Source organism: Vibrio quintilis (assembly GCF_024529975.1).
Lineage (GTDB): Bacteria > Pseudomonadota > Gammaproteobacteria > Enterobacterales > Vibrionaceae > Vibrio > Vibrio quintilis.
The window spans coordinates 659,240-679,434 of record NZ_AP024898.1 but is presented as its reverse complement, the minus strand read 5'-3'; the positions used below and the strand labels follow the sequence as shown (position 1 = coordinate 679,434).

Sequence of the window (20,195 nt, the reverse complement as noted above, 5' to 3'; positions counted from 1 at the left end):
CAATCAGGAGGCATCATCCGATGTTTCTTCTTCACATACATCCCACTTCATCACCATCGTGGATATCACACCATATTTTGTCTTGTGCAGCGCCTGAAAGCCATATTTACTGTAGAGTCCGATATAATCATCTTTACACTGGAGATAAAGTTTTGTCAGCCCCAGGGTAACTGCATGCTTTTTGGCGGTTTCCACCAGAATCCGGGCAACGCCTGTCCCCCTGAATGCAGGTGAAACATAAACACCGCCGATCCAGTGTTCATAGTCAGGATGATTCGCATTCTCACGGTATTTCAGCTCAACCACACCTGCGGGTTTTCCATGCTGATGAATCACAAATATCAGCGGAATATCATGCCTGCTTTGCGCTTTTCCTGAGACATTCTCTTTTACTTCATCAACCGTAATTTCAGGAACTAAATATCCCCACTCGTCAAAATACCAGTGAGCAATTTGGTCAATATATTGCGGATAATCCGCTAAAAATGAAACTTCCATGATCTTTCCTGTATTCATCTGACAACCATTACACTGAATAAGATTCAGTCAGCCATTTTTCCATCCGGACAAGATCCCACATCTCACCACCGTAAGAGCGGGTGCCTTTTTCTATAGCGGTGACCTTAAACCCGAGAGACTCATAACTCCGCCTGGCGATCTGATTATGACCAAACACCGCCAGACTAAGCAGCAAGCACCCAAATTCTGTCCTCGCTTTATCGCTTAACAGCATTAGCATCTGCTTCGACAATCCCTGCCCGCGGTAATCATCTGAAATGAACACCCGGCAGATCCGGTAATGCTGAGGAGAAATCCGGTACAACTCAACAAAACCAATATTCTCCCCATTGACTTGAAACAGAAAAGGAGACACTTCCCGTTGCCGGCAGTGACGGGTAATCTGACGTCGGGTCAGCGGAAATTTATACGACGGCCCGCCCCACAGATAGTTCAGTTCCGGTGAATTAATCCAGCCAATCAGCTGATCGAAATCTTTTTCAGTAAATGTGGTTAACTCCATATTTCCCTTCATTTCCTGTTGTGCGTCTGCAGGGAACTCTATAATTTATTGTACTGCAAATTCAACGGCTTTGCGGGCATGAATCCGTGTTGTATCCAGCAGGCGGGTTTTAGTATCTGCCTGACTGACCAACATACCAATTTCAGTACACCCCAGAATGACGGCTTCTGCCCCCTGTTCAGCCAGCGCCTCAATAATCCGCAGATATGCCGCCTTTGATTCCGGTAACGCCCGGCCAAGACAAAGTTCCTGATAAATCACCTGATGTACAATCTCTCTGTCCTGCTTTGCAGGAACCAGCACGTCCAGCCCGTACTTATCTTTCAGGCGTCCTTTATAGAAATCCTGTTCCATCGTAAAACCTGTACCCAGCAACCCGACAGTCCGGATACCATCCTGAAGCAACACTTCTGCAGTCGCGTCTGCAATATGCAGCAGAGGAATACTGATTTCAGCTTCAATCTCAGGGGCGACCTTATGCATAGTATTGGTACAAATCAGCAGAAAATCAGCCCCACCGGCTTCAATATTTTTTGCAGCTGCGGATAAAATCCCGGCCGTTTCATCCCATTTACCTGCATGTTGCAGCTTTTCTATCGGATCAAAGTCAACACTATATAAAGCAATTTGCGCCGAATGCAGTCCACCGAGTTTTTCTTTGATCCCTTCATTAATCAGCTGGTAGTAACCCAACGTGCTTTCCCAGCTCATGCCGCCCAGCAAACCAATTGTTTTCATCACTATTTTCCTTTGTGTTGTTTGTTTTCACCGGATAGCCGCCAGCAACACGAAAACAAGAGAGAGACGAACACGATACATGCTGCAAATCCTGTTTATACCCATGATAGCATTCATTAAGCAGCCCCCTGATACACAGGAGGCTGGCGCACCCTATCCTTTTTGGTCTGTACCTGAATGACCTCAAGATGCAGGATTCAGAGCTTCATCAACACCCCAGTCCTGCCATCAGGCCACCCAGTGTGCCTTCAACCTCCGGTTCATCAACGGCTGAAAGCTCAGGCATCATATCAATCCCGGATCGCTGTTCAGCTTCATTGACGGTAACCTCAGTATCACAATAGTCATCATAACGACCCGCCGTTTGTTCCATGATAAATGCGGAAGCTGTCACTGTGTCCCCGCTTTTTTCAGCAATCACTTTAAAATAACCGCTTGGAATTGTGTGATTTTTCCCGGTATTTGGCAAGGAAGCAAAATAGTTCTCATAGAGTGGACCGGAAATAACGTAAACATCGTGACCGGATTTAACATATTTACGGACCGCATTTTCCAGCTTATTCCACGGCCCCTGATTCAGGTCAGAAGACTGAGGGGTAATATTCGACATGTAGTTAACCTGAGCCCAGTCAGCTGCATTACTGAATGATGCCAAAGGCACCTGATGTCCGCGATCGGTATGAATCGTCGCATGGGCATTCTTATAATCAGATGGCTCCAGTGTATTCGAGACATTCAGTGCCGGATCGGTTTTCCATGTACGCTTACGTGTCGGGCCACTGACCGTTTTGCTCGTGACATGGTAAGCAACCCAGTCTGCAAATTTTGTGGTTGCATTATTTTTCAGCGTATAAACCGAACGGGTGACTGTTTTGCCATTGTTCACTCCGGACGGGCAGCCCATCATACAATTATCGGCATACGCTGCTGTACTCAGCAAACAGCAGGCTACTGCCAGGTGACGTTGAAAGTTTCTCATTATCTGTTCCCTAAATAAACACAAAGTTAAATCAATACCAGTGATAAATACCGGATTGATAATAAATAAACATGCATAAGAAACTTGTCACACCAATATTGCAAATTCAATACAATCGGTGTCAATTTTGGCAAAGGGTATCAATATGGCTATAAGAGATTGATTTTATTCGCACTGAATGAAAAAAAACCGGGCCTGAAGCTCGGTTTATACATCATCTCCCCCGAAATCTGTGTTATTTTTTGCATCGTTCAATCTGATCAACCAGTGACTCAAACTTACACAATATCGCCAGTTTTTCCGGCTCATCCGCAAGCGCTTTGGCGTTGACCTTCCCTTCCTGAGCCAACAGTTTAAGAAAATCAATCACTGTTCCCAGCTGGCTACCATAACTGGCGACCTCCTGGACTATTTTTGATTCCTGATTGGGGCTTCCTTTCATTTCTTTGGTCAGGCTGATTAAAGAAAAGCTCCACGGGTTAATCGTCTGTTGCAGATATTTCGGGCACAGACTGATCAGCTCCTCAAACGATTCAGCTCCCCAGAGCATATTCTGATAATTTTTCGTGATCTTTTTCTGATATGCCGAGATTTCAGACCAGGTTTTCACTAACTCCAGAACCTGATTTAATTGTTGCAGTGATGTGACTTCATCTTTTTTACTCATAACCCGCCTCTTAACAGAACAAATTTGTTCTGTTAAGTATCAGACAATATAAACATAGTTGATTATAAGATACATTGTTCTGTGATGAATGATCAGAAAATATCATTTAGAAATGAGAGAGTTATAAATTTTCGCTGCGATAAAGAGAACTATCTACTCTGAAGACAATCTACTCTGAGAACCATTTGTTCTGAGAGCAATCCGCACTGAAAAAAATACCGGACCACATCACAGGGCCCGGCACTTATTCAGGCGTAAACTGAATCGCTTACCCTTTGACACCACCGGCCGTCAGACCGCCGACCAGCCAGCGTTGTGCCAGCAGGAAAACAAATGTAATCGGCACCGCGGAAAGCACAGCGGCTGCAGCAAAGTCACCCCACAAATAATTTTGCGGATAGAGATACTGCTGCATCCCGACAGCCAGCGTATATTTATTGATGTCAGACAACAGCAGTGAAGCGACCGGCACTTCCCCGACCACCATGATGAAGGACAGAATAAAAACCACGGCCAGAATAGGAACCGACAAAGGCAGCAGAACCAGACGGAACGCCTGCCAGGGTGTCGCGCCGTCAAGTGCTGCGGCTTCTTCCAGCGAATTATCAATCGTCTCGAAATAGCCTTTGATCGTCCAGACATGCAGGGCAATACCGCCCAGATAAGAGAAAATCAGCCCGCCGTGGGTGTTCAGACCCAGAAACGGAATATACTGGCCGAGCTTATCAAACAGAGCATATAAAGCGACCAGTGCCAGCACCGCCGGGAACATCTGAAATATCATCATCGCCTTGAGAATCATACTCTTGCCACCAAATTTCATCCGGGCGAACGCATATGCTGACGTTGTTGATAAAACCACAATAAACACCGACGAAATCCCGGCGATCTTGACCGAGTTCCATAGCCAGGTCAGCACAGGAAACGGCGGTGGCGTTACCGTACCATCGGCATTGGTCACCGCAAAACCAAACGCCAGTTTCCAGTGCTCCAGCGAAGGATGATCCGGGATCAGACTTCCGGTTGCAAAATTCCCTTCCCGAAATGAAATCGCCACGATCATTAACAGCGGAAAGATGATCATTGACAGAAAAATCCACAACGCAATATGCGTCGCCCAGACCCGGTATTTCAGATTTTTACCTTGTACCATTGCCATTATCAGCTCCTCAGTCCTGTTCTAAACGGGTAAAACGCAAATTAAACAACGCCAGCGCCCCTACGAGTAAGAAAATCAGGGTGGCAATGGCACTCGCCAGCCCGAAGTCCCGGCCGCCACTCCCTTCAAATGCAATCCGGTAGGTGTAACTCACCAGCAGATCCGTATAACCGGCGGGTTCACTCGTCCCAATCATATTCGGGCCACCGGAAGTCAGCAGGTAAATCATCACAAAGTTGTTGAAGTTGAAGGCAAAACTGGCGATCAAAAGCGGCGTTAACGGTTTAATCATCAACGGGACGGTAATTCTCATAAAATTATAAAATGGCCCGGCCCCGTCAATCGCAGACGCTTCATATAAATCATCCGGAATCGCTTTCAGTAAGCCCATACACAAAATCATCATATAGGGAAAGCCCAGCCAGGTATTGACGATAATCACCATCATCCTGGCCAGAAACGGATCGGAAAACCACGCCGGACTGAGGCCAAACAGCGCTTTCAGCACCAGATTAATTTCACCGAAACTCTGGTTAAATAACCCTTTGAAAATAAGAATCGAGATAAACGCCGGCACCGCATAGGGTAAAATCAACAATACCCGGTACACGGCCCGGCCTTTCAGGGCTTCCCACTGCACAATACTTGCCAGTACCAGGCCAATTGCCAGCGTCAGCACTACCGTTGCCACAGAGAAGACCACCGTCCAGATAAAAATACTGATAAATGGCTCTTTAATCCCTTCATCCTGCCAGACCCGCTGAAAATTCGCGGTGCCGGTGTTCACAATAAAACCGGGAGAAACCGGCTGTCCGGTAAATTCCCCCGCTTCATTCACCGGCTGATAGAAACCCGCCTTCATGTTTGGTTTCAGATCTTGTCCGGTCTGATGATTATGGAGTGTCTGTCCCCCATCGACCTGTGAGTACAATGGAGCAACCGCTGCAAATTTTCTCAGACCATTCATCCGGATCAAAGCACCATCCGGCATTTCCAGTGTCACCTGCCCCAGCAACTTACGGTGCTGAATCACGGTTTTCAGCTTCGCTTTGGTCTGATCAGTCAGAGAAAAATCCGGTACGGATAAAGTCATCCGGTCACCAGACGTTTGTTGAAAGTGGGACTTTTCCCTGGCTGATAAATCCTGAAAGCGAAACGGCGCCGTGACAAGTACAGTATTCTCTGTTTTCACCACAATCCGGTATCCTGCCTGTCCCTGATAAAGGGTAAAGGGGAAATTTTTCCCGCTTTGAAAAGTCTGATCAAGTAAGACAGATTGCGCACGCGCTAACGATAACTGATTTTTGGCGCTGTAATTGGTGAATGACAATCCGACGGTGTAAGCCAGCGGAAATAAAATGAACAGAATCATGCCGGCAATCCCCGGATAAATATAGCGATGTGCATAAGCTTTCCGGTTGCCGAAGATAAAGACAGCCAACGCGGTTAAGACGATGGTTAACATCGCAAACGCCAGCTCTCCACGGGAAAACATTAAAATACTCGCATAACCGTTGCATATGCCGATGATAAGTAACACTCCCCACTTCAGGAGCTTTTTTTTGCCGGAAAGTATGTTCACTGAAGCATGAGCTCCCGAACCCTGAACTAACTGCATAAGAAATCCTGCCAACGAATGATGGTAAAAATAAGCTTGTCATAATATAAGAAAGGCGGGTCTGCTCTTCTTACTGCCTTCCGGCAAATAAACAGACCCGGATGATATTGAAGCTGCCGGATACACAAACCCGCACAGCTATACCCAGGCAACCTGAACCCTGCATCTTCAGGTTGTTTGGGTATATTCATTACTTCGTCATCTGTTTTTTTGCATCCGCCAGTGCAGAATCAACCGACTGACGGCCATCAGCCACATTAATGATCGCATTCTTGACTGAACTCCAGAATGCACTCATCTGCGGAATATTCGGCATAATCTCACCATTCATGGCATTCTCCATCGTTGCCGCAATCCGGGGATCTTTCGCCAGAATTTTTTCAAAAGATTTCAAAGCGACAGCGCCAAGCGGTTTATCGTCATTCACCAGTTTTAACCCCTGATCGGTCAACAGATAATTTTCAATAAACTCAACCGCTAAATCTTTGTTTGGTGATGCGGTACTGATGCCGGCAGACAGCACGCCGACAAAAGGTTTGGAAGCCTGGCCATTAAATTTCGGCAACGTGGTTACACCATAATGAATCCCGGACTTCTCAATATTTCCCCATGACCAGGGGCCATTGATCGTCATCGCCGTATGACCTTTATTAAATTCCGCTTCCGAAACCGAGTAATCCATATCCGGCGAGATGACCTTCTGATGAATCAGGCCTTTGAGAAATTTCATCGCCATTTTCACGCCGATCTGGTCAACACCGGCATCTTTAATGTTGTATCCGCTTGCAGGGTCATATTTAAACGCATATCCACCGTCTGCCGCCATGAGTGGCCAGGTGAAATAGGGCTCTTTAAGATTCCACATAATCGCGGATTTACCCTGTTTCTTCAGCTTCGCATCCAGTGCCGCAATGTCTTCCCAGTTCTTTGGGGGTTCCGCGACCAGGTCTTTGTTATAGATTAAAGAAAGCGACTCAACCGCCACCGGGTAACCCACGTATTTTCCCCGGTAATTCACAGCGTCCCAGGCAAAGCTGACGATATTGTCTTTTAATGTTTTTGAAGGATGAACTTCTGCCAGAAGCCCCGCTTCTGCATAACCTCCAAAACGATCATGTGCCCAGAACACAATATCCGGCCCATCACCAGTCGCTGCAGTTTGAGGAAACTTATCCTGCAGGCCATCCGGATGGACCACTTTCACCGGTATACCGGTATCGGCTTCAAATAATTTTCCGACTTTCGCCAGACCATCGTAACCTTTATCGCCATTAATCCAGATAGTTAGCTGACCTTCTGCAATGGCAGCATTCGCACTCATAACACTCAATGAACCAAGCGCTGCTAAGGTGCAGACAGCAACAGTACTCAGAGCTTTTTTCATATTTTTATCCTTTTTATAATAAAACGCAGGGCTATCCCGGACATACCGCCGGAAGTCTGACAGACACGCTGCTATTTCATCCTGTTATCCACCAGAAAATCCCGGTTTCCCCGGATAACATGCTAAAGCAACATGGTTTCATGATGTAAGAAGATTGTCATCAAATCATCATCCCGGACGCTACGCCCTGTATCACCGGGGATATTTTCGTGATCTGAACCAGCAGAAGATAGTGGCACAGGTCACATATGAACGACCGAATCCAATCTGGATCACAATTTAAATCTTTGTTTTTTTGAAGTTGATCAGTAAGTCTACTGCTCTCATCCGGGCTGCTCCTCCTCCCCCGCTCCCCCTGTAATTAATTGCCTCGGGATGATGTACGCCATCCTCTAATCGCAGAGACTGGAGACCTCCAAGAGGAGTCTCGTGCAGCGAACCCGCGTTTCGCTGTTTTATTGCCGGATAAAGCACGTCTCTGATTTAGAAAGTCGTCACAGAATGTCGTCGTATTTTGGGGGGAGACACTTTCAGACAGAAAGTACACCGACGAATTTATCCCGGGTGATAACAGGTGGATGAGGTTTTCTCTCCACCTTCCTTTTCTTATGATGATATTCTGAACGCATTCACAATCAGGACTGACTGAAGTTGCAGCCAGGTACGATTCCACACCATCCATCCCGGTAACAACTTCAGACCAGACTGAAATACAAACCAGAAAGATAAAAATAACTAATTGATTCGAGGACTGGCTACATGGCGAATGTCACGTTAAAAAATGTATGTAAAGCCTATGGTGATGTCGTGATCTCCAGGGATGTGAATCTGGACATCAAAGAAGGCGAATTTGTTGTCTTCGTCGGCCCTTCCGGCTGTGGGAAATCAACTCTGCTGCGTTGTATTGCCGGTCTTGAGGATATTACTTCCGGCGATCTGTATATTGGTGATGAAAGAGTCAATGACACCGAACCTTCCAAACGGGGCGTTGGCATGGTGTTCCAGTCTTATGCGTTATACCCGCACCTGAACCTCTATGACAATATGTCTTTCGGGCTGAAACTGGCAAAAGCAGATAAAAAAGAGATCGACACAAGAGTCAATCACGCCGCCGAAATCCTGCAGCTCGGACACCTGCTTGACCGTCAGCCCAAAGCACTCTCCGGCGGACAGCGCCAGCGGGTTGCCATTGGCAGAACCCTGGTTTCACAGCCCAGGGTGTTCCTGCTCGACGAGCCTTTATCCAATCTCGATGCCGCGCTCAGAGTCAATATGCGCAGCGAAATAACCAAGCTGCAACGCCAGCTTGGCTGCACCATGATTTATGTGACTCACGATCAGGTCGAAGCAATGACGATGGCCGATAAGATTGTGGTGCTGGATACCGGCTCTGTGGCTCAGATCGGGCAGCCACTGGAGCTGTATCATTATCCGAAAAACAGGTTTGTTGCCGGGTTTATCGGCTCACCTAAAATGAATTTCATCACGGTACAGATTGAATCTGCGGAAGCTGAGCGGGTCATGGTTCAACTGGCAAATGGTGAAACCTTCTGGATCCCGGTCGACGGCACAAACGTACAGCCCGGAGAAAGAATGTCACTCGGCATCCGTCCGGAGCATCTGCTGCATGCAGAACGCGCAGAAGCAACCATTGAAGGTTCGGTTCAGATTGTGGAAAAGCTGGGTAATGAAACTCAGGTTTATCTGCACCTCGAAAGCGCAGATGCCGATGTTATTTACCGGGCGCCGGATACCTTACCGGTTGAAGCCGGTGATACATATACAATCGGAATTGAACCAAACAGATGTCACCTGTTTCATAGTGATGGCACCGCATGCCAGCGGTTATACCGTGAGAGTGGTATCGATTTCGATGCGATTCAGTTGCCAGCCTGACACTATATACCCAAGCAACCTGAATCACCTTCCCGGGCTCATCCGTCACCAGCGGTCATTTGACTGGCCGCTGTTATCCTGAAGCAAAATCACAATCTTACAATCTTCCTTTTTCAAAGCAGCGCGATTTACTTTTTCTTTATGAATCAGAATGTTTATTCAATTATGATGAATCACTCACGCCAACCTGAGTTGCATATACCCAAACAAACTGAAGATACATGATTCAGGTTACCTGGATATAAACAGTCAGCCAGACGGTGTGTGTTCATATCAATGACGTCAAAAACTGAATCAATTTGTCCTTTATTCCCCCGGATAGGTCAGCGGCTGACGCATCAAAAATAAAATCAAACAATAAGAGATATCATCATGAGAAAAAAACGAAGTGCCATCATCTGTACGTTAGTCACTGCACCACTTTTGATATCAGCAGCCACTGTCAGTGCAGCTGAAAGTCAGGCTTCTTCAGACTGTGCCTCACTGAGTGCACGCTGGAAATCAACCGAAGTTCAGACCACCGGCGGCTACCCCGCCCCCAATGATGAATATACCCCGGCAGTCATTGCACCGGTTGCAGACGGAAAGTCAGTTCTGGCCTGGAAAGATCAGTCCGGTGATTTAATTCGCTTAATGCAGTTAAACGCTCAGGATCAGCAGCAGAAAACACTCGGTACACTCAGCGGTCTGGAAGTGCATGATGCGATTGCAACCAGCAACGGTATCGCACTGGCTGTGATGGCAAATGATCCGGATATTTATTCATCAAAATACTGTAAAAGCGACGCAACACCCGGAAAAGCTGTCTGCGGAAAAATGGATGTCGTGCTGCTGGATGCCAATGGCACACAAACGGCCAGAACAACCCTGACGAAAAAGACCAATGTTGATGCCAACAACGCGCACTTTATCTGGTGGTACGGGCACACCGCAAGGCTGGCAACAGACGGCGATAAAGTCGCGGCCTACTACCGTTCAGCCCTTTCAGTCAATCGCCCCAATGTCACGGGAGAAGTGGATATCCACGCCGGCGATACACTCAAATTTGTCGATTTAAACAGCGGCGATCTTCTCAGCGGCGGCTGGGACTGGGGTTGCAGCCACAGCTGGTCCGTTCGTATGGGGTATAACGGCAATAACTGGGCGGCAGTCTGCCACGGCGATGCTTATCCAAACGCGATGCGCATGGCCCGCATGACCAATACAACTCAGGCAGATTATTCAACCTGGCTGAATAATACCGATCCAACCAAGCGCGCATTAGGCGGTATAGTTCCGGCCACTGATGGATTCTGGATGAATTACATTCAGACTGCAGACAGCACCCTGACCCTGAAACTGGCAAAATTCCATGACAATTCCGATCAGCCGGAACAAATCCGGACAATCACCGTTGCCACGGATCTGGACAGCGGTTACCCGTTCCGGGCTTATATGGCAAAACTTGGTGATGATCAGTTACTGCTGGGGTGGAAATCAGGCGGAAAATTAATGATTGCCACCGCGGACGCAGCAACCGGAAGTATTCTCGAAGGACCGGTTCAGACCACAATGAGTATTGACAACTTTCAGGATATGAAAACCACCACAACCGGCGACGTGATCTGGCCTTATTCATCCGGCAGAAGTCAGAACATCCGGATCAACCGGATTTCTGCCTGCCATACACAGGGATGATGCCCCATTTCAGCTCAACCAATGCATTCAGACAGAGGTATGAATTACGGAAATCCACCGGCTCACGATAAAGGAAGACCTGCATCAGCGCCGGCCGGGTCAGGACGTAAAGTCATATTGCTCATCGCAGTGCCTCCAGCAGCAGGGTGACGGTAGAGAGATTAGTGGATCGGATGTCATGAATGGTCACCCCGCCCGGCAGAGAAACCGACAGGCCGGTTGTTGGCACTGCCTGCTCAATCCGGGCGACAGCAAAACCCGCCGTGATTGTTGTGGTGTTTTGCTCCGACGATTTATCGTGGCGCTGTGCTTTGGTTTTCCAGTAATAAAAAGCTTTACCACTAAGATGTCGTTCCCGGCATTATTGTGCCTGCGTCATGCCGGATTGTTTCCAAGATTCAATATGTTTCAGCCAGATGTCGGGGGGAAGGGATGCCATGGTGTTTATTCTCCATCAATCATGTCGGCAGACATGATTGATGGAGTGCTGTTTCACAATTATGGCACGAATTCATCAAATTCCTTAATGAGCTCATCAGCACTCAATGACACCACCAGCAGTTGCTTTGATGACTCTAATTTGTTCGATGACAGTTTTGGCTGTGGTAGCTCAAATTTTGACGGTCCATCCTCGTAATCTGAATACCGTAAACAAATTTACAACAACGCCAACCGTGTATCGGTAACAGTAACTAACTCTCGGAAAAATCTAATGCACTGTAAGCGCTTAATACTCCACAGACTTCAATTGTGAAACAGAACTCCGCATCATGTCTGCCGACATGATTGATGGAGACTAAACACTATGGCTTCCCTTAACCCCCATATCTGGCTGAAACATATTGAATCCTGGAAACAATCCGGCATGACGCAGGCACAATACTGCCGGGAACACCATCTCAGCGCTAAAGCTTTTTATTACTGGAAAACCAAAGCACAACGCCACGAAAAAGCACCGGAGCAAAACACCCCAACAGTCACGGCGGGTTTTGCCGTCGCCCGGATTGAGCAGACAATGCCAACAACCGGGCTGTCGCTTTCTCTGCCGGGCGGGGTGACCATTCATGACATTCAATCTTCCAATCTCTCTACCGTTATCCAGTTACTGGAGGCACTGCAATGAGCAATATGACACTGCGTCCTGACCCGGCACTGGTGCAGGTCTTCCTTTATCGTGAGCCGGTGGATTTCCGTAAATCGTACCGCGGTCTCAGTGCATTGGTTGAGCTGGAGCTCGGGCATAACCCGTTCAGTGGTCATCTGTATGTCTTCACCAACCGCCAACACAATAAAATCAAGTGTCTGTTGTGGGAAGATAACGGATTTGTCCTTTACTATAAAGCGCTCGCCGAAGAGAAATTCCGCTGGCCGAAACCAGAAGAAGAGGTTGTCACACTCACCGGACAGCAAATCAACTGGCTGCTGGATGGCTATGATATCTCGTTGATGAAAGGCCATAAAAAATTGCATTACGAGGCGCTCTTTTAGCGACATTGATGTTTAATTCTGATATAATGAATACCTGTTAAAACAATAGCTTAAGGTATTTTTAATCGTGACTTCTTCTGCTGACAACCGGTCTGAAATTGAGTGGCTTCGTGCACAGTTAGCCGAAAAAGAAGCACAACTTCAGTCTCAGTCAGAACATATCGCCATCCTTGAAGAAGTCGTCCGGCTGCTGAAAATCAAACGCTTTACACCTTCGAGCGAGAAAACCAACCCGTCTCAGTACCTGTTGTTCGATGAAGCCGAGCTGGTCACTGACCCTGAGCTGGATGCGCACGAAAAACAAGACCCGAAGAAAAATACCTCCCCAAAACCCCGCGGCCGCAAACCACTGTCAGCTGATTTACCCCGCGAGCAAATCTTCCTGTACCTGACTGACGAAGAAAAAATGGGCGCCAAAAGCACCTTCTTCGCCAAAGTGAAAGAAGAGCTGGACATCGTGCCAGCCAAAGTTCGTGTACTGGAATATATGCAGGAAAAAGCGGTGTTCTCAACCGGTGAAGGGCAGCACATCATCACGGCCGCACACCCCAAACATCCGCTGCCGGGGTCACTGGGCAGTGTGGGGCTGATTGCCCATGTGCTCACAGCCAAATATGTCGATGGTCTGCCCCTTTACCGGATTGAAAAGATGCTCAGCCGTTATGGCGGGGATATCTCCAGAGCCACGCTGGCAAATTATGTGATGAAATCCGCGCAGGTGCTTCAACCACTGGTAAACCTGCTGCGGGATTATCAGAATGCCGGGCATCTTATCAATATGGATGAAACCCCGGTTCAGGTACTGAAAGAGCCGGGTAAGGCAGCAACCTCTGATAAATATATGTGGGTGTCACTGGGTGGTCCGCCGGATAAACGCAGTGTGCTGTTCCATTATGCGCCTTCCCGTGGCGGAAACGTTCCGGTTGAATTACTTGAAGGATTTAAAGGCTACCTGCACACCGATGGTTATGCGGGGTACCATGCTGCCTGTGAGAAATACGGGCTGACCGCTGTCGGCTGTATGGACCATGCCCGGCGTAAATTTACCGAAGCTCAGGCAGCGCAGCCGAAGGGAAAGAAAGCGAAGGTCAGTCAGGCGGACAGGGCGCTCAGCTATATCAACAAGCTCTATCATATTGAAAGACAAATCAGTGACCTGAAAGAAAAGACAGAGTATACGCCGGCGCAGGTGGTCGCTTACCGTCAGCAACACAGCGTACCGGTACTGGAAAAACTCAAAGCCTTCCTTGAAAAATATACCGGAAAAATGCCGAAAGACAGCCTGACCGGAAAAGCTATCAACTATATGCTCAATCAGTGGCCGAAGCTTGTGGTTTACTGCACTGACGGAACGTTGCGAATCAGCAATATCTTAGCGGAAAATGCCATCCGCCCGTTCGTGATTGGACGTAAAGCCTGGTTGTTCGCCGACAGCTCACAGGGCGCGAAGGCCAGTGCGGTCTGCTACAGCCTGGTGGAAACGGCAAAGTTGAATGGTCTGGAGCCATATGATTATCTTCATACTGTCCTGAGCAAACTGCCCTATGCGGAAACTGTTGAACAGGTTGAATCTCTTCTTCCGTGGAATATCGCCAGAGGTTAAATCCCCGGGTTGTTGGGTTCAATGGTGTCGAGTATTGAGCGCTTACAATGCACTTGTCTAACTCCTCACGCTTAACGATGTGCGCTTCAGTTAAATCCGTTTGAGCGCGGTGGACTGCCTCTCCTCGTTTTTTTAACCATTTGTTGAGTTGTGTTCTAGCTTCATCAGCGGTTGGAACATTATTCCAAACCCAAGCTTCGGTGACATCAATACCAAAGAACTCATCAAATAGTGCTTTGGTCTTTTTCGAACCTGGGTTGTTAAAATACTTAAGATGCTCTTCCAGCCGATTCTCAACAATCCTCCCAAGTTGAGAACCCTTTACTACGCCATACTTCGCATCAACAAGCTCTTTTGCTATATCTTCGACATAGGTTTCCCAAGCCGTGAGAGTCATAATTAATGTCGCTCTCTTGAGTACCTCTGGAGGTTGAGATTTAGAGTTGCACCCGTTTAACTGATCGTAACACTCTAGCAATTGCTCTGCGTCTGATATCGCGTACTCAAAATTGGCTTTCGCTTCTGACATCCTTTGTCCTGGTTATCATGAAAATATGCATGAAGTGGAATTTACCATATTTAGACTTAAATCATGATAACTAGCTTCTATAAAATTGAGTTGCTTCAAGAAGCAAGTGACTCTGCTTGCTAATAGCACTGAGTGCAGACAGCCAACAAACGACTAATGGTTTAAATCAATCCACGCCGAAAAGTAATGCATTGGGTCACAAATTTTATTCATCGATGTGTAGTCAGAATTCCCGATTTGAATACCGTGGACTTGTAGTCCCTGCTTCTCTCTTCGATTGTTAATTTTCCGACTTAACCCTGAAGACACTGGAAACTCACCATCACTGACTAACAAGATATCAGCTTTATTCCACGCTTCTGAGTCACATTTTTCCAGCGCTTTGTTGAGAGGCCCTTCAGCATCGGTGCCTCCCCCAAATGACATCGTCAAGAAGTGAAGTAAGTCATTAAACCCTGACGCATCGAGCGTTAGGTCTAGTTCACTAACCTCATCCTTACTTCCAAAGAGATAAACGTAGCAACACCGCTTTTCTTTATAGGCCACTTTCAAACATTCCAAAACAGTCGCTTTAGCGATGTTTTCAGGTAACCCTTTCATGGAGCCTGAAGTATCCAAGCAAATCACCATCGGGCCTCGATTCTTATTACTTTTATTGCCCTGCTTTTCACCAACAGACTCTTTTTCTAGCTGTTCTTCTACTACCAGAACCTCAGTCCCTTCCACTGAGTAAGAAAGCAGCGCATGTTCAGCTCGCTTGGCGTGCCAGAGCTTTTTGAGTATTGGATTGGTTAACAGTGAGGCTTCTTGGGGCAACATTCTAGAAACCGAATCTGACCGCGTAATGCCTTTGGTCTCCATTGGTACAAGCGGTGTGACCACATATTTTTCATGTCGAGAAGCGACACTCATTTTGATTACAATTTCTTCAAGTACTGAACCTTCTGCTTGCTCATCACGCCCTAAATCTCGAATCAAATCCTGCAACTTGGGCAGCTTTTTGACAAGCTTGTTTAACCGAACAAGATCGAGCCAACCATGGCTTTGGAAAACGCCTTTTGATAAGTCAAAGCCTAAACCTGTGATCAACCCAAGTTCAGTAAATACCTCTTCTAATTGAGCCCATATTGCTAGCCTCTCTTGCCATACACTAGGCAAGATACCAACACCATTCTGTTCAGAGAGTAATTGCTGCCAAACTTCCTCTGAAGCAGTTTCAGCAATTCTTGTCTGCTGAGCATTAGTGAGAGAGATAGATTTAGTTTGTTTACGTTTGTTCTTTCTTTTCTCTAAAGCTTGCTTGATTTGACTTAACGCTTCTTCTTCCATCTGCTCAATCAGACCAGTAACTAACGGCGATGCTTTAGATTGAAGTTTATCTATCGTAATTAAAATGTCAGATAGCAGAGCATCTGTCACCTCTTCACTCTTAGCGCAGTAACGATTTAATCCAGTGTCTTCTAGCACTTTACAAATCGCATCTGTCAGTGACTGGGAGGCTAAGGGAATTAAACTCGTGGGATTCGCCCCCACAAGAAGTTCATTTCTGGAGTTAACTAATGATTTGCACCGCTCTACTAACTCACCATTAGTATTTGTAATAACAACCGGAAGAAACTTCTCCGGCACATTATCGAGGAACGTAAATTGACTATCTAAGTTGAACAACGGAGATTGAACCTTATATGACTCGCTAATCACAGAGTTCTCCTTCAATCACGTCACTACTGCAAGATTCCAAAACCAAAGTTGGGGATTCTTCTAGAGGGAGGTTTTTAAAGCCTGACTCCAAAGAAGCAACCCTTTTCAATAATTTTTCTCCCTCTTTTATCGAAATTTCAAGTGCATTGGTAACTTCAGACAGTAAACTTTTCTCTAGCCAAAGATGATTATTAAAGTACCCTGAGACTTCTGACAGCTCTTTGTTCACATTGTTGTAGTGCGCTTCGACACTACTTCTTAGGCTTTGGATTTCTCTAACTCGACCATCAATATGAGCTTTCGAAAATGAACTATTTAGAGGAATTGGTGTGTTTTTAACTTCTTCGAAGATTGGTTCGTATTTGCGACCATATCTACTTGCCTGAACTGTCTGATTTCCATATTCGTCTTTATAGAGCAAATCACCATAGGCACCTTTCTTCTGATATTTACTCACCTCTTCAACGGTTTCTTCTCCATTTAGGTCGAGGTATAAAAGTCGTCCTTTAGAATCTTGTTTATGAGTAAGTTGATCTTCCTTAAGTTTTGCTTCCCACGCTTTGATAACCTGCATCAAACGCGATGACGGAGTTTTCCCATCGGCAGTGACCAAACGTTGGTAAAGCTCCTGCAGCCCCTCAAATTGTTCTGGTTTCTCCCATAAACAGTGTGGAAGAATCCAAGTATCGTAAATGCTAGTTTCATTAAAGCCTGAAGTGAAAGCCGACACTTTCATTAATTTCACCAGCTTACGCCAGCGGCGATCAGATACGTAAATATCTTGTGACGCTAAGTAATGACGAAACTCTTTACATGCTTCTCTCGTTGCTCCAGTCAACTCAACTTTATCGGCTAGGCGCTGTACCTCATTTAGATCTTCAATCTTCAAACGGACATTGAGGTCTGGGTCGAATCCCTCTAGCGCTCCATTCAGTAACTCATCAAATGACTCTGTTGATACAGGTGATACATAAGAACGCAGAATGAATCTATCGTACAAAGCGCTGAGTTCTTCTCCTTCCGGTAACTCGTTGCTTGCTGCGACAACCGAGATTAAAGGTACATTGACTCTTCGGTTTCCATTATCAAATTGACGTTCATTCAACAAAGTTAAAAGACTGTTTAAGATTGCGCTATTTGCTTTAAAGATTTCATCGATAAAAGCCACCGATGCTTCAGGGAGATAACCACTGGTGAGTCGGTTATAACGATCTTCTTCTAGCGCTTTGATTGATAGCGGTCCAAACAGCTCTTCTGGAACAGAAAAACGCGTCACTAATCGTTCAAAGTAATTCGCCTCAACAAAGACACTTTTCAATCGCTTTGCCAATTCACTTTTAGCGGTTCCTGGCGGTCCTACAAGTAATACATGTTCGCCAGAAAGTGCAGCTAGCATCATAAGTCGAATTTGATGCTCCCTTTCCAATAATCCATCGCTCATCTGAGTCATTAGGGTTTGGAGCTTGTCTTTTCTGTTCATCGTTGTTGCACATACTGTCGTTGTCACAAGAAATTCCTTCTATTTTTATTTTCTAGCGTAAAAAGAAACACATTATTGAGTTCACCCAAAACAACACGCCGGCAGTTGAAGCCTTGTTGTTTGCCTGATATATGATCTGTCAGAAACAGAACCTTAACCGACGTGATTCTGGGTCAGATTTTTAAACTACGAGCCTCGTCATACCCCTTGCCTACCCAGCAATATCCGCTCATCCATCAGCACAAAAGCGGGCTTTAAATCATGCAGTATATTTTTGATTTCCACTTCATTTAATGTGCATTTATCATCAGTCAGACAACTTTGATAACAACGCAGCAGACAATCAATCCGGAAAGAATTACTACACCCATCAGTCGATTCATTTGCATGGTCTCTGACTGCCTGAATTAAGTCTGGATAATTATCAGCCCCTAAGTCATTCAGGTTCGAATGAATATAGTGAAAACCATCTTCGTTCACTGGCGTTTTTGACATCAACTCAGCCAGACACCGGTACATCGCCTGATACAATAGGTGCCCGACATTCACCTTCCGGGTATGCGCAAAAAACTGTTGCAGTTCATTAATCAGCGTTGAGAAACCGTCAATTGAATTGATGGTTTGTATCCTTTCACAACTGGTTTCACGATAGAAAGAAGTCAAATAATTCTCAGGATCGTAGTTTTTCCTGACAAGCTCATCTCTCTTCAGTGAACTGAAGATTCTGTTAACCAGGCTTTGCTTTCTGTTCGATGCCTGATTGTCCATCCAGTCCAAAGCTGCTGGAATCATTTCATTAACCAGCCAGTCATGCGTTGTTTTCGCATCCCAATAATACCGGGGACCGATTGCACTACCATTGTCAGAAACAAGAAATTCTGTCGGTGGAGACCAGACCAAAATAACTTCATCATCGGATGTGGTGAAGCTGGCACAAGCAAATTCCCTTTGATGTGGTTTAATGGAGGCATGGTATCCGGCCCCCATCGTTTCTGACTTTTCTCCCGTGTAAACTTTTAACCAAGCGGAGCCACTATCAAACATGCTCCACTTCCCCTGTGTATGAAAAGCATCATGCTCTCTAGCAAAGTCGAGCAACAACCGCCATAAGCCTCTTTTAATGCAGATCAGGGGGACATCCTTTCCTTTATAGGCATAGCTATCAAAACAATCTGAGCGCCATGTTCTTTCGATCTCAACGATACGACGAATGTATTCTTCCCTGAATAACTGCATGGCATCCTGAAGAAATTCCGCTTCTTCTCTGGAAATCAGCATGCGGCTGTTACCAATATCACAGAAAAATGTATCTTCCTCGCTGCTCATATTTTTTAATAAATAAGGATGCTCATATTCATCAATGGGGATAATGGCACCAATAAAATACCTCGCTAATAACTGCTCTTCTCCCAGTGTTGTCATCACATGAGAGAAATGGCCGTTGCGGAATTCAACGAAGCAACTGAGCTGCTTCTTTCTTTGAGAGGGTAAAAAGCCCTGAATTCTGACATGGTCATTTTTATAAGAGAAAAAATTGTCATACACCTCGTGTTCAATACCTTCATAACCCACCCAGCTGGCTGATTCTTTAAATCGAAAAATACCATACTTTTCAATGTGCCAAATCGCATTTTCTCCCCAAAAATGCTTCACCCATGCTGAATGAAAATACTTGTAGACCAGCTCCGGATATTTCTGCGTCCATTCGTTCAGTTTTGTAACAGAGATGATGTCAAACTCGATATCGATTTCAGACAGAGATTTGACTTGCTGTTGCCAATGAATAATGACATCGGCTGAGATATCTTCTGAAACCAGAAGGCAAAATTTACCGATTTTCAATCCCCAGTCATCATAATGGTCCAAAAAACGCTGCACTGTTTTTTGATAATCACGCCATCCATAATTGTGAACGCGTTTTACTTCATACAAGGTATATTGGGTATTTTCGCCTCCTGATTCCTTTACAAAAATATCCGCACCATATTGTTTCTGTCCACGGGTACCGATAGGCAACACATCAATAATGGAATGACGTAATTCATAGCTGATTTTATAGTCAATTAAGTCGCAGCAGAATCGCTCAAACATCGTCGGTTCCATTAAATGAAACGGGATGTTATCAGGGTGACTGGTTGTTGGCGGCTGATATCGGGTAATTGGCGTTTTTTCTAAGTGTTCAGGATATCTCATTATTATTCATGACCTTCATTGTAGTTTTGCAGATATAAAAGAAGTATCAATAAACATACCAC

Annotated in this window: 16 protein-coding genes and 2 pseudogenes; 5 read left to right on the top strand and 13 right to left on the bottom strand. The window is 45.9% G+C overall.

Annotated elements, in window-relative coordinates:
- Positions 1-3: 3 nt before the first annotated feature.
- The 8 genes from OC443_RS21535 to malE form a co-directional block, all read right to left on the bottom strand.
- Positions 4-498 (bottom strand): GNAT family N-acetyltransferase, encoded by a 495-nt coding sequence (locus OC443_RS21535; RefSeq protein ID WP_073579279.1) that lies wholly within the window; start codon positions 496-498, stop codon positions 4-6.
- Positions 499-526: 28 nt separating this feature from the next.
- Positions 527-1,021, bottom strand: coding sequence for a GNAT family N-acetyltransferase (locus OC443_RS21530; protein ID WP_073579278.1), 495 nt, complete (start codon positions 1,019-1,021; stop codon positions 527-529).
- A 45-nt stretch (positions 1,022-1,066) separates the two neighbouring features.
- On the bottom strand, positions 1,067-1,759 hold the full coding sequence (locus OC443_RS21525; RefSeq protein WP_073579277.1) for an aspartate/glutamate racemase family protein: 693 nt from the start codon (positions 1,757-1,759) through the stop codon (positions 1,067-1,069).
- Between the two features lie 208 nt (positions 1,760-1,967).
- Positions 1,968-2,738, bottom strand: coding sequence for a DNA/RNA non-specific endonuclease (locus OC443_RS21520; RefSeq protein WP_073579276.1), 771 nt, complete (start codon positions 2,736-2,738; stop codon positions 1,968-1,970).
- Positions 2,739-2,973: 235 nt separating this feature from the next.
- On the bottom strand, positions 2,974-3,405 hold the full coding sequence (locus OC443_RS21515; RefSeq protein ID WP_073579275.1) for a hypothetical protein: 432 nt from the start codon (positions 3,403-3,405) through the stop codon (positions 2,974-2,976).
- A 268-nt stretch (positions 3,406-3,673) separates the two neighbouring features.
- Entirely contained in the window at positions 3,674-4,564 is an 891-nt protein-coding gene (malG, locus tag OC443_RS21510; protein WP_073579274.1) for a maltose ABC transporter permease MalG, read from the bottom strand.
- A gap of 10 nt (positions 4,565-4,574) precedes the next feature.
- Complete coding sequence (malF, locus tag OC443_RS21505; RefSeq protein WP_073579273.1) at positions 4,575-6,182, bottom strand: maltose ABC transporter permease MalF; 1,608 nt, start codon at positions 6,180-6,182, stop codon at positions 4,575-4,577.
- A 190-nt stretch (positions 6,183-6,372) separates the two neighbouring features.
- A complete protein-coding gene (gene malE, locus OC443_RS21500) occupies positions 6,373-7,566 on the bottom strand; it encodes a maltose/maltodextrin ABC transporter substrate-binding protein MalE (protein ID WP_073579272.1) in 1,194 nt (397 codons plus the stop codon).
- A gap of 759 nt (positions 7,567-8,325) precedes the next feature.
- On the opposite strand from malE, the gene malK reads away from it, so the two are divergent.
- Both malK and OC443_RS21490 read left to right on the top strand, forming a co-directional pair.
- Entirely contained in the window at positions 8,326-9,462 is a 1,137-nt protein-coding gene (gene malK / locus OC443_RS21495) for a maltose/maltodextrin ABC transporter ATP-binding protein MalK (RefSeq protein WP_073579271.1), read from the top strand.
- A gap of 372 nt (positions 9,463-9,834) precedes the next feature.
- A complete protein-coding gene (locus OC443_RS21490; protein ID WP_200796860.1) occupies positions 9,835-11,139 on the top strand; it encodes a hypothetical protein in 1,305 nt (434 codons plus the stop codon).
- A gap of 121 nt (positions 11,140-11,260) precedes the next feature.
- Here OC443_RS21490 and OC443_RS26430 read toward each other — a convergent pair.
- Positions 11,261-11,440 (bottom strand): annotated as a pseudogene (locus tag OC443_RS26430) (hypothetical protein); the annotation flags it as partial.
- Between the two features lie 504 nt (positions 11,441-11,944).
- Here OC443_RS26430 and tnpA point away from each other — a divergent pair.
- From tnpA to tnpC, 3 genes are all read left to right on the top strand, one after another.
- A complete protein-coding gene (gene tnpA, locus OC443_RS21480) occupies positions 11,945-12,262 on the top strand; it encodes an IS66 family insertion sequence element accessory protein TnpA (RefSeq protein WP_073585475.1) in 318 nt (105 codons plus the stop codon).
- Positions 12,259-12,627, top strand: coding sequence for an IS66 family insertion sequence element accessory protein TnpB (tnpB, locus tag OC443_RS21475; RefSeq protein WP_083601724.1), 369 nt, complete (start codon positions 12,259-12,261; stop codon positions 12,625-12,627). Before tnpA ends, tnpB begins: the two co-directional genes overlap by 4 nt.
- A 67-nt stretch (positions 12,628-12,694) precedes the next feature.
- The gene (gene tnpC / locus OC443_RS21470) at positions 12,695-14,230 is read left to right on the top strand and encodes an IS66 family transposase (RefSeq protein WP_073585476.1); all 1,536 of its coding nucleotides are present in this window, start codon (positions 12,695-12,697) and stop codon (positions 14,228-14,230) included.
- Between the two features lie 49 nt (positions 14,231-14,279).
- Here tnpC and OC443_RS21465 read toward each other — a convergent pair.
- From OC443_RS21465 to OC443_RS21450, 4 genes and pseudogenes are all read right to left on the bottom strand, one after another.
- A pseudogene (locus tag OC443_RS21465) lies at positions 14,280-14,759 on the bottom strand (HEPN domain-containing protein); the annotation flags it as partial.
- 153 nt (positions 14,760-14,912) lie between these two features.
- Positions 14,913-16,460 carry a VWA domain-containing protein gene (locus OC443_RS21460; protein ID WP_073584821.1) on the bottom strand — a complete coding sequence of 516 codons (1,548 nt, stop codon included), beginning with the start codon at positions 16,458-16,460 and terminating at the stop codon, positions 14,913-14,915.
- Positions 16,453-17,967, bottom strand: a complete 1,515-nt coding sequence (locus OC443_RS21455; protein WP_200796956.1) for an AAA family ATPase — start codon at positions 17,965-17,967, stop codon at positions 16,453-16,455. Before OC443_RS21455 ends, OC443_RS21460 begins: the two co-directional genes overlap by 8 nt.
- A gap of 171 nt (positions 17,968-18,138) precedes the next feature.
- A complete protein-coding gene (locus OC443_RS21450) occupies positions 18,139-20,133 on the bottom strand; it encodes a hypothetical protein (RefSeq protein WP_073584817.1) in 1,995 nt (664 codons plus the stop codon).
- Positions 20,134-20,195: the final 62 nt, after the last annotated feature.

What these genes read in the sequence shown, in the direction of transcription:
- OC443_RS21450 (WP_073584817.1), bottom strand. Translation starts at nt 20,133, where the DNA reads ATGAGATATCCTGAACACTTAGAAAAAACGCCAATTACCCGATATCAG.
- malF (WP_073579273.1), bottom strand. Translation starts at nt 6,182, where the DNA reads ATGCAGTTAGTTCAGGGTTCGGGAGCTCATGCTTCAGTGAACATACTT.
- malE (WP_073579272.1), bottom strand. Translation starts at nt 7,566, where the DNA reads ATGAAAAAAGCTCTGAGTACTGTTGCTGTCTGCACCTTAGCAGCGCTT.
- malK (WP_073579271.1), top strand. Translation starts at nt 8,326, where the DNA reads ATGGCGAATGTCACGTTAAAAAATGTATGTAAAGCCTATGGTGATGTC.
- tnpA (WP_073585475.1), top strand. Translation starts at nt 11,945, where the DNA reads ATGGCTTCCCTTAACCCCCATATCTGGCTGAAACATATTGAATCCTGG.
- tnpB (WP_083601724.1), top strand. Translation starts at nt 12,259, where the DNA reads ATGAGCAATATGACACTGCGTCCTGACCCGGCACTGGTGCAGGTCTTC.
- OC443_RS21515 (WP_073579275.1), bottom strand. Translation starts at nt 3,405, where the DNA reads ATGAGTAAAAAAGATGAAGTCACATCACTGCAACAATTAAATCAGGTT.
- OC443_RS21520 (WP_073579276.1), bottom strand. Translation starts at nt 2,738, where the DNA reads ATGAGAAACTTTCAACGTCACCTGGCAGTAGCCTGCTGTTTGCTGAGT.
- OC443_RS21535 (WP_073579279.1), bottom strand. Translation starts at nt 498, where the DNA reads ATGGAAGTTTCATTTTTAGCGGATTATCCGCAATATATTGACCAAATT.
- OC443_RS21530 (WP_073579278.1), bottom strand. Translation starts at nt 1,021, where the DNA reads ATGGAGTTAACCACATTTACTGAAAAAGATTTCGATCAGCTGATTGGC.
- malG (WP_073579274.1), bottom strand. Translation starts at nt 4,564, where the DNA reads ATGGCAATGGTACAAGGTAAAAATCTGAAATACCGGGTCTGGGCGACG.
- OC443_RS21490 (WP_200796860.1), top strand. Translation starts at nt 9,835, where the DNA reads ATGAGAAAAAAACGAAGTGCCATCATCTGTACGTTAGTCACTGCACCA.
- OC443_RS21525 (WP_073579277.1), bottom strand. Translation starts at nt 1,759, where the DNA reads ATGAAAACAATTGGTTTGCTGGGCGGCATGAGCTGGGAAAGCACGTTG.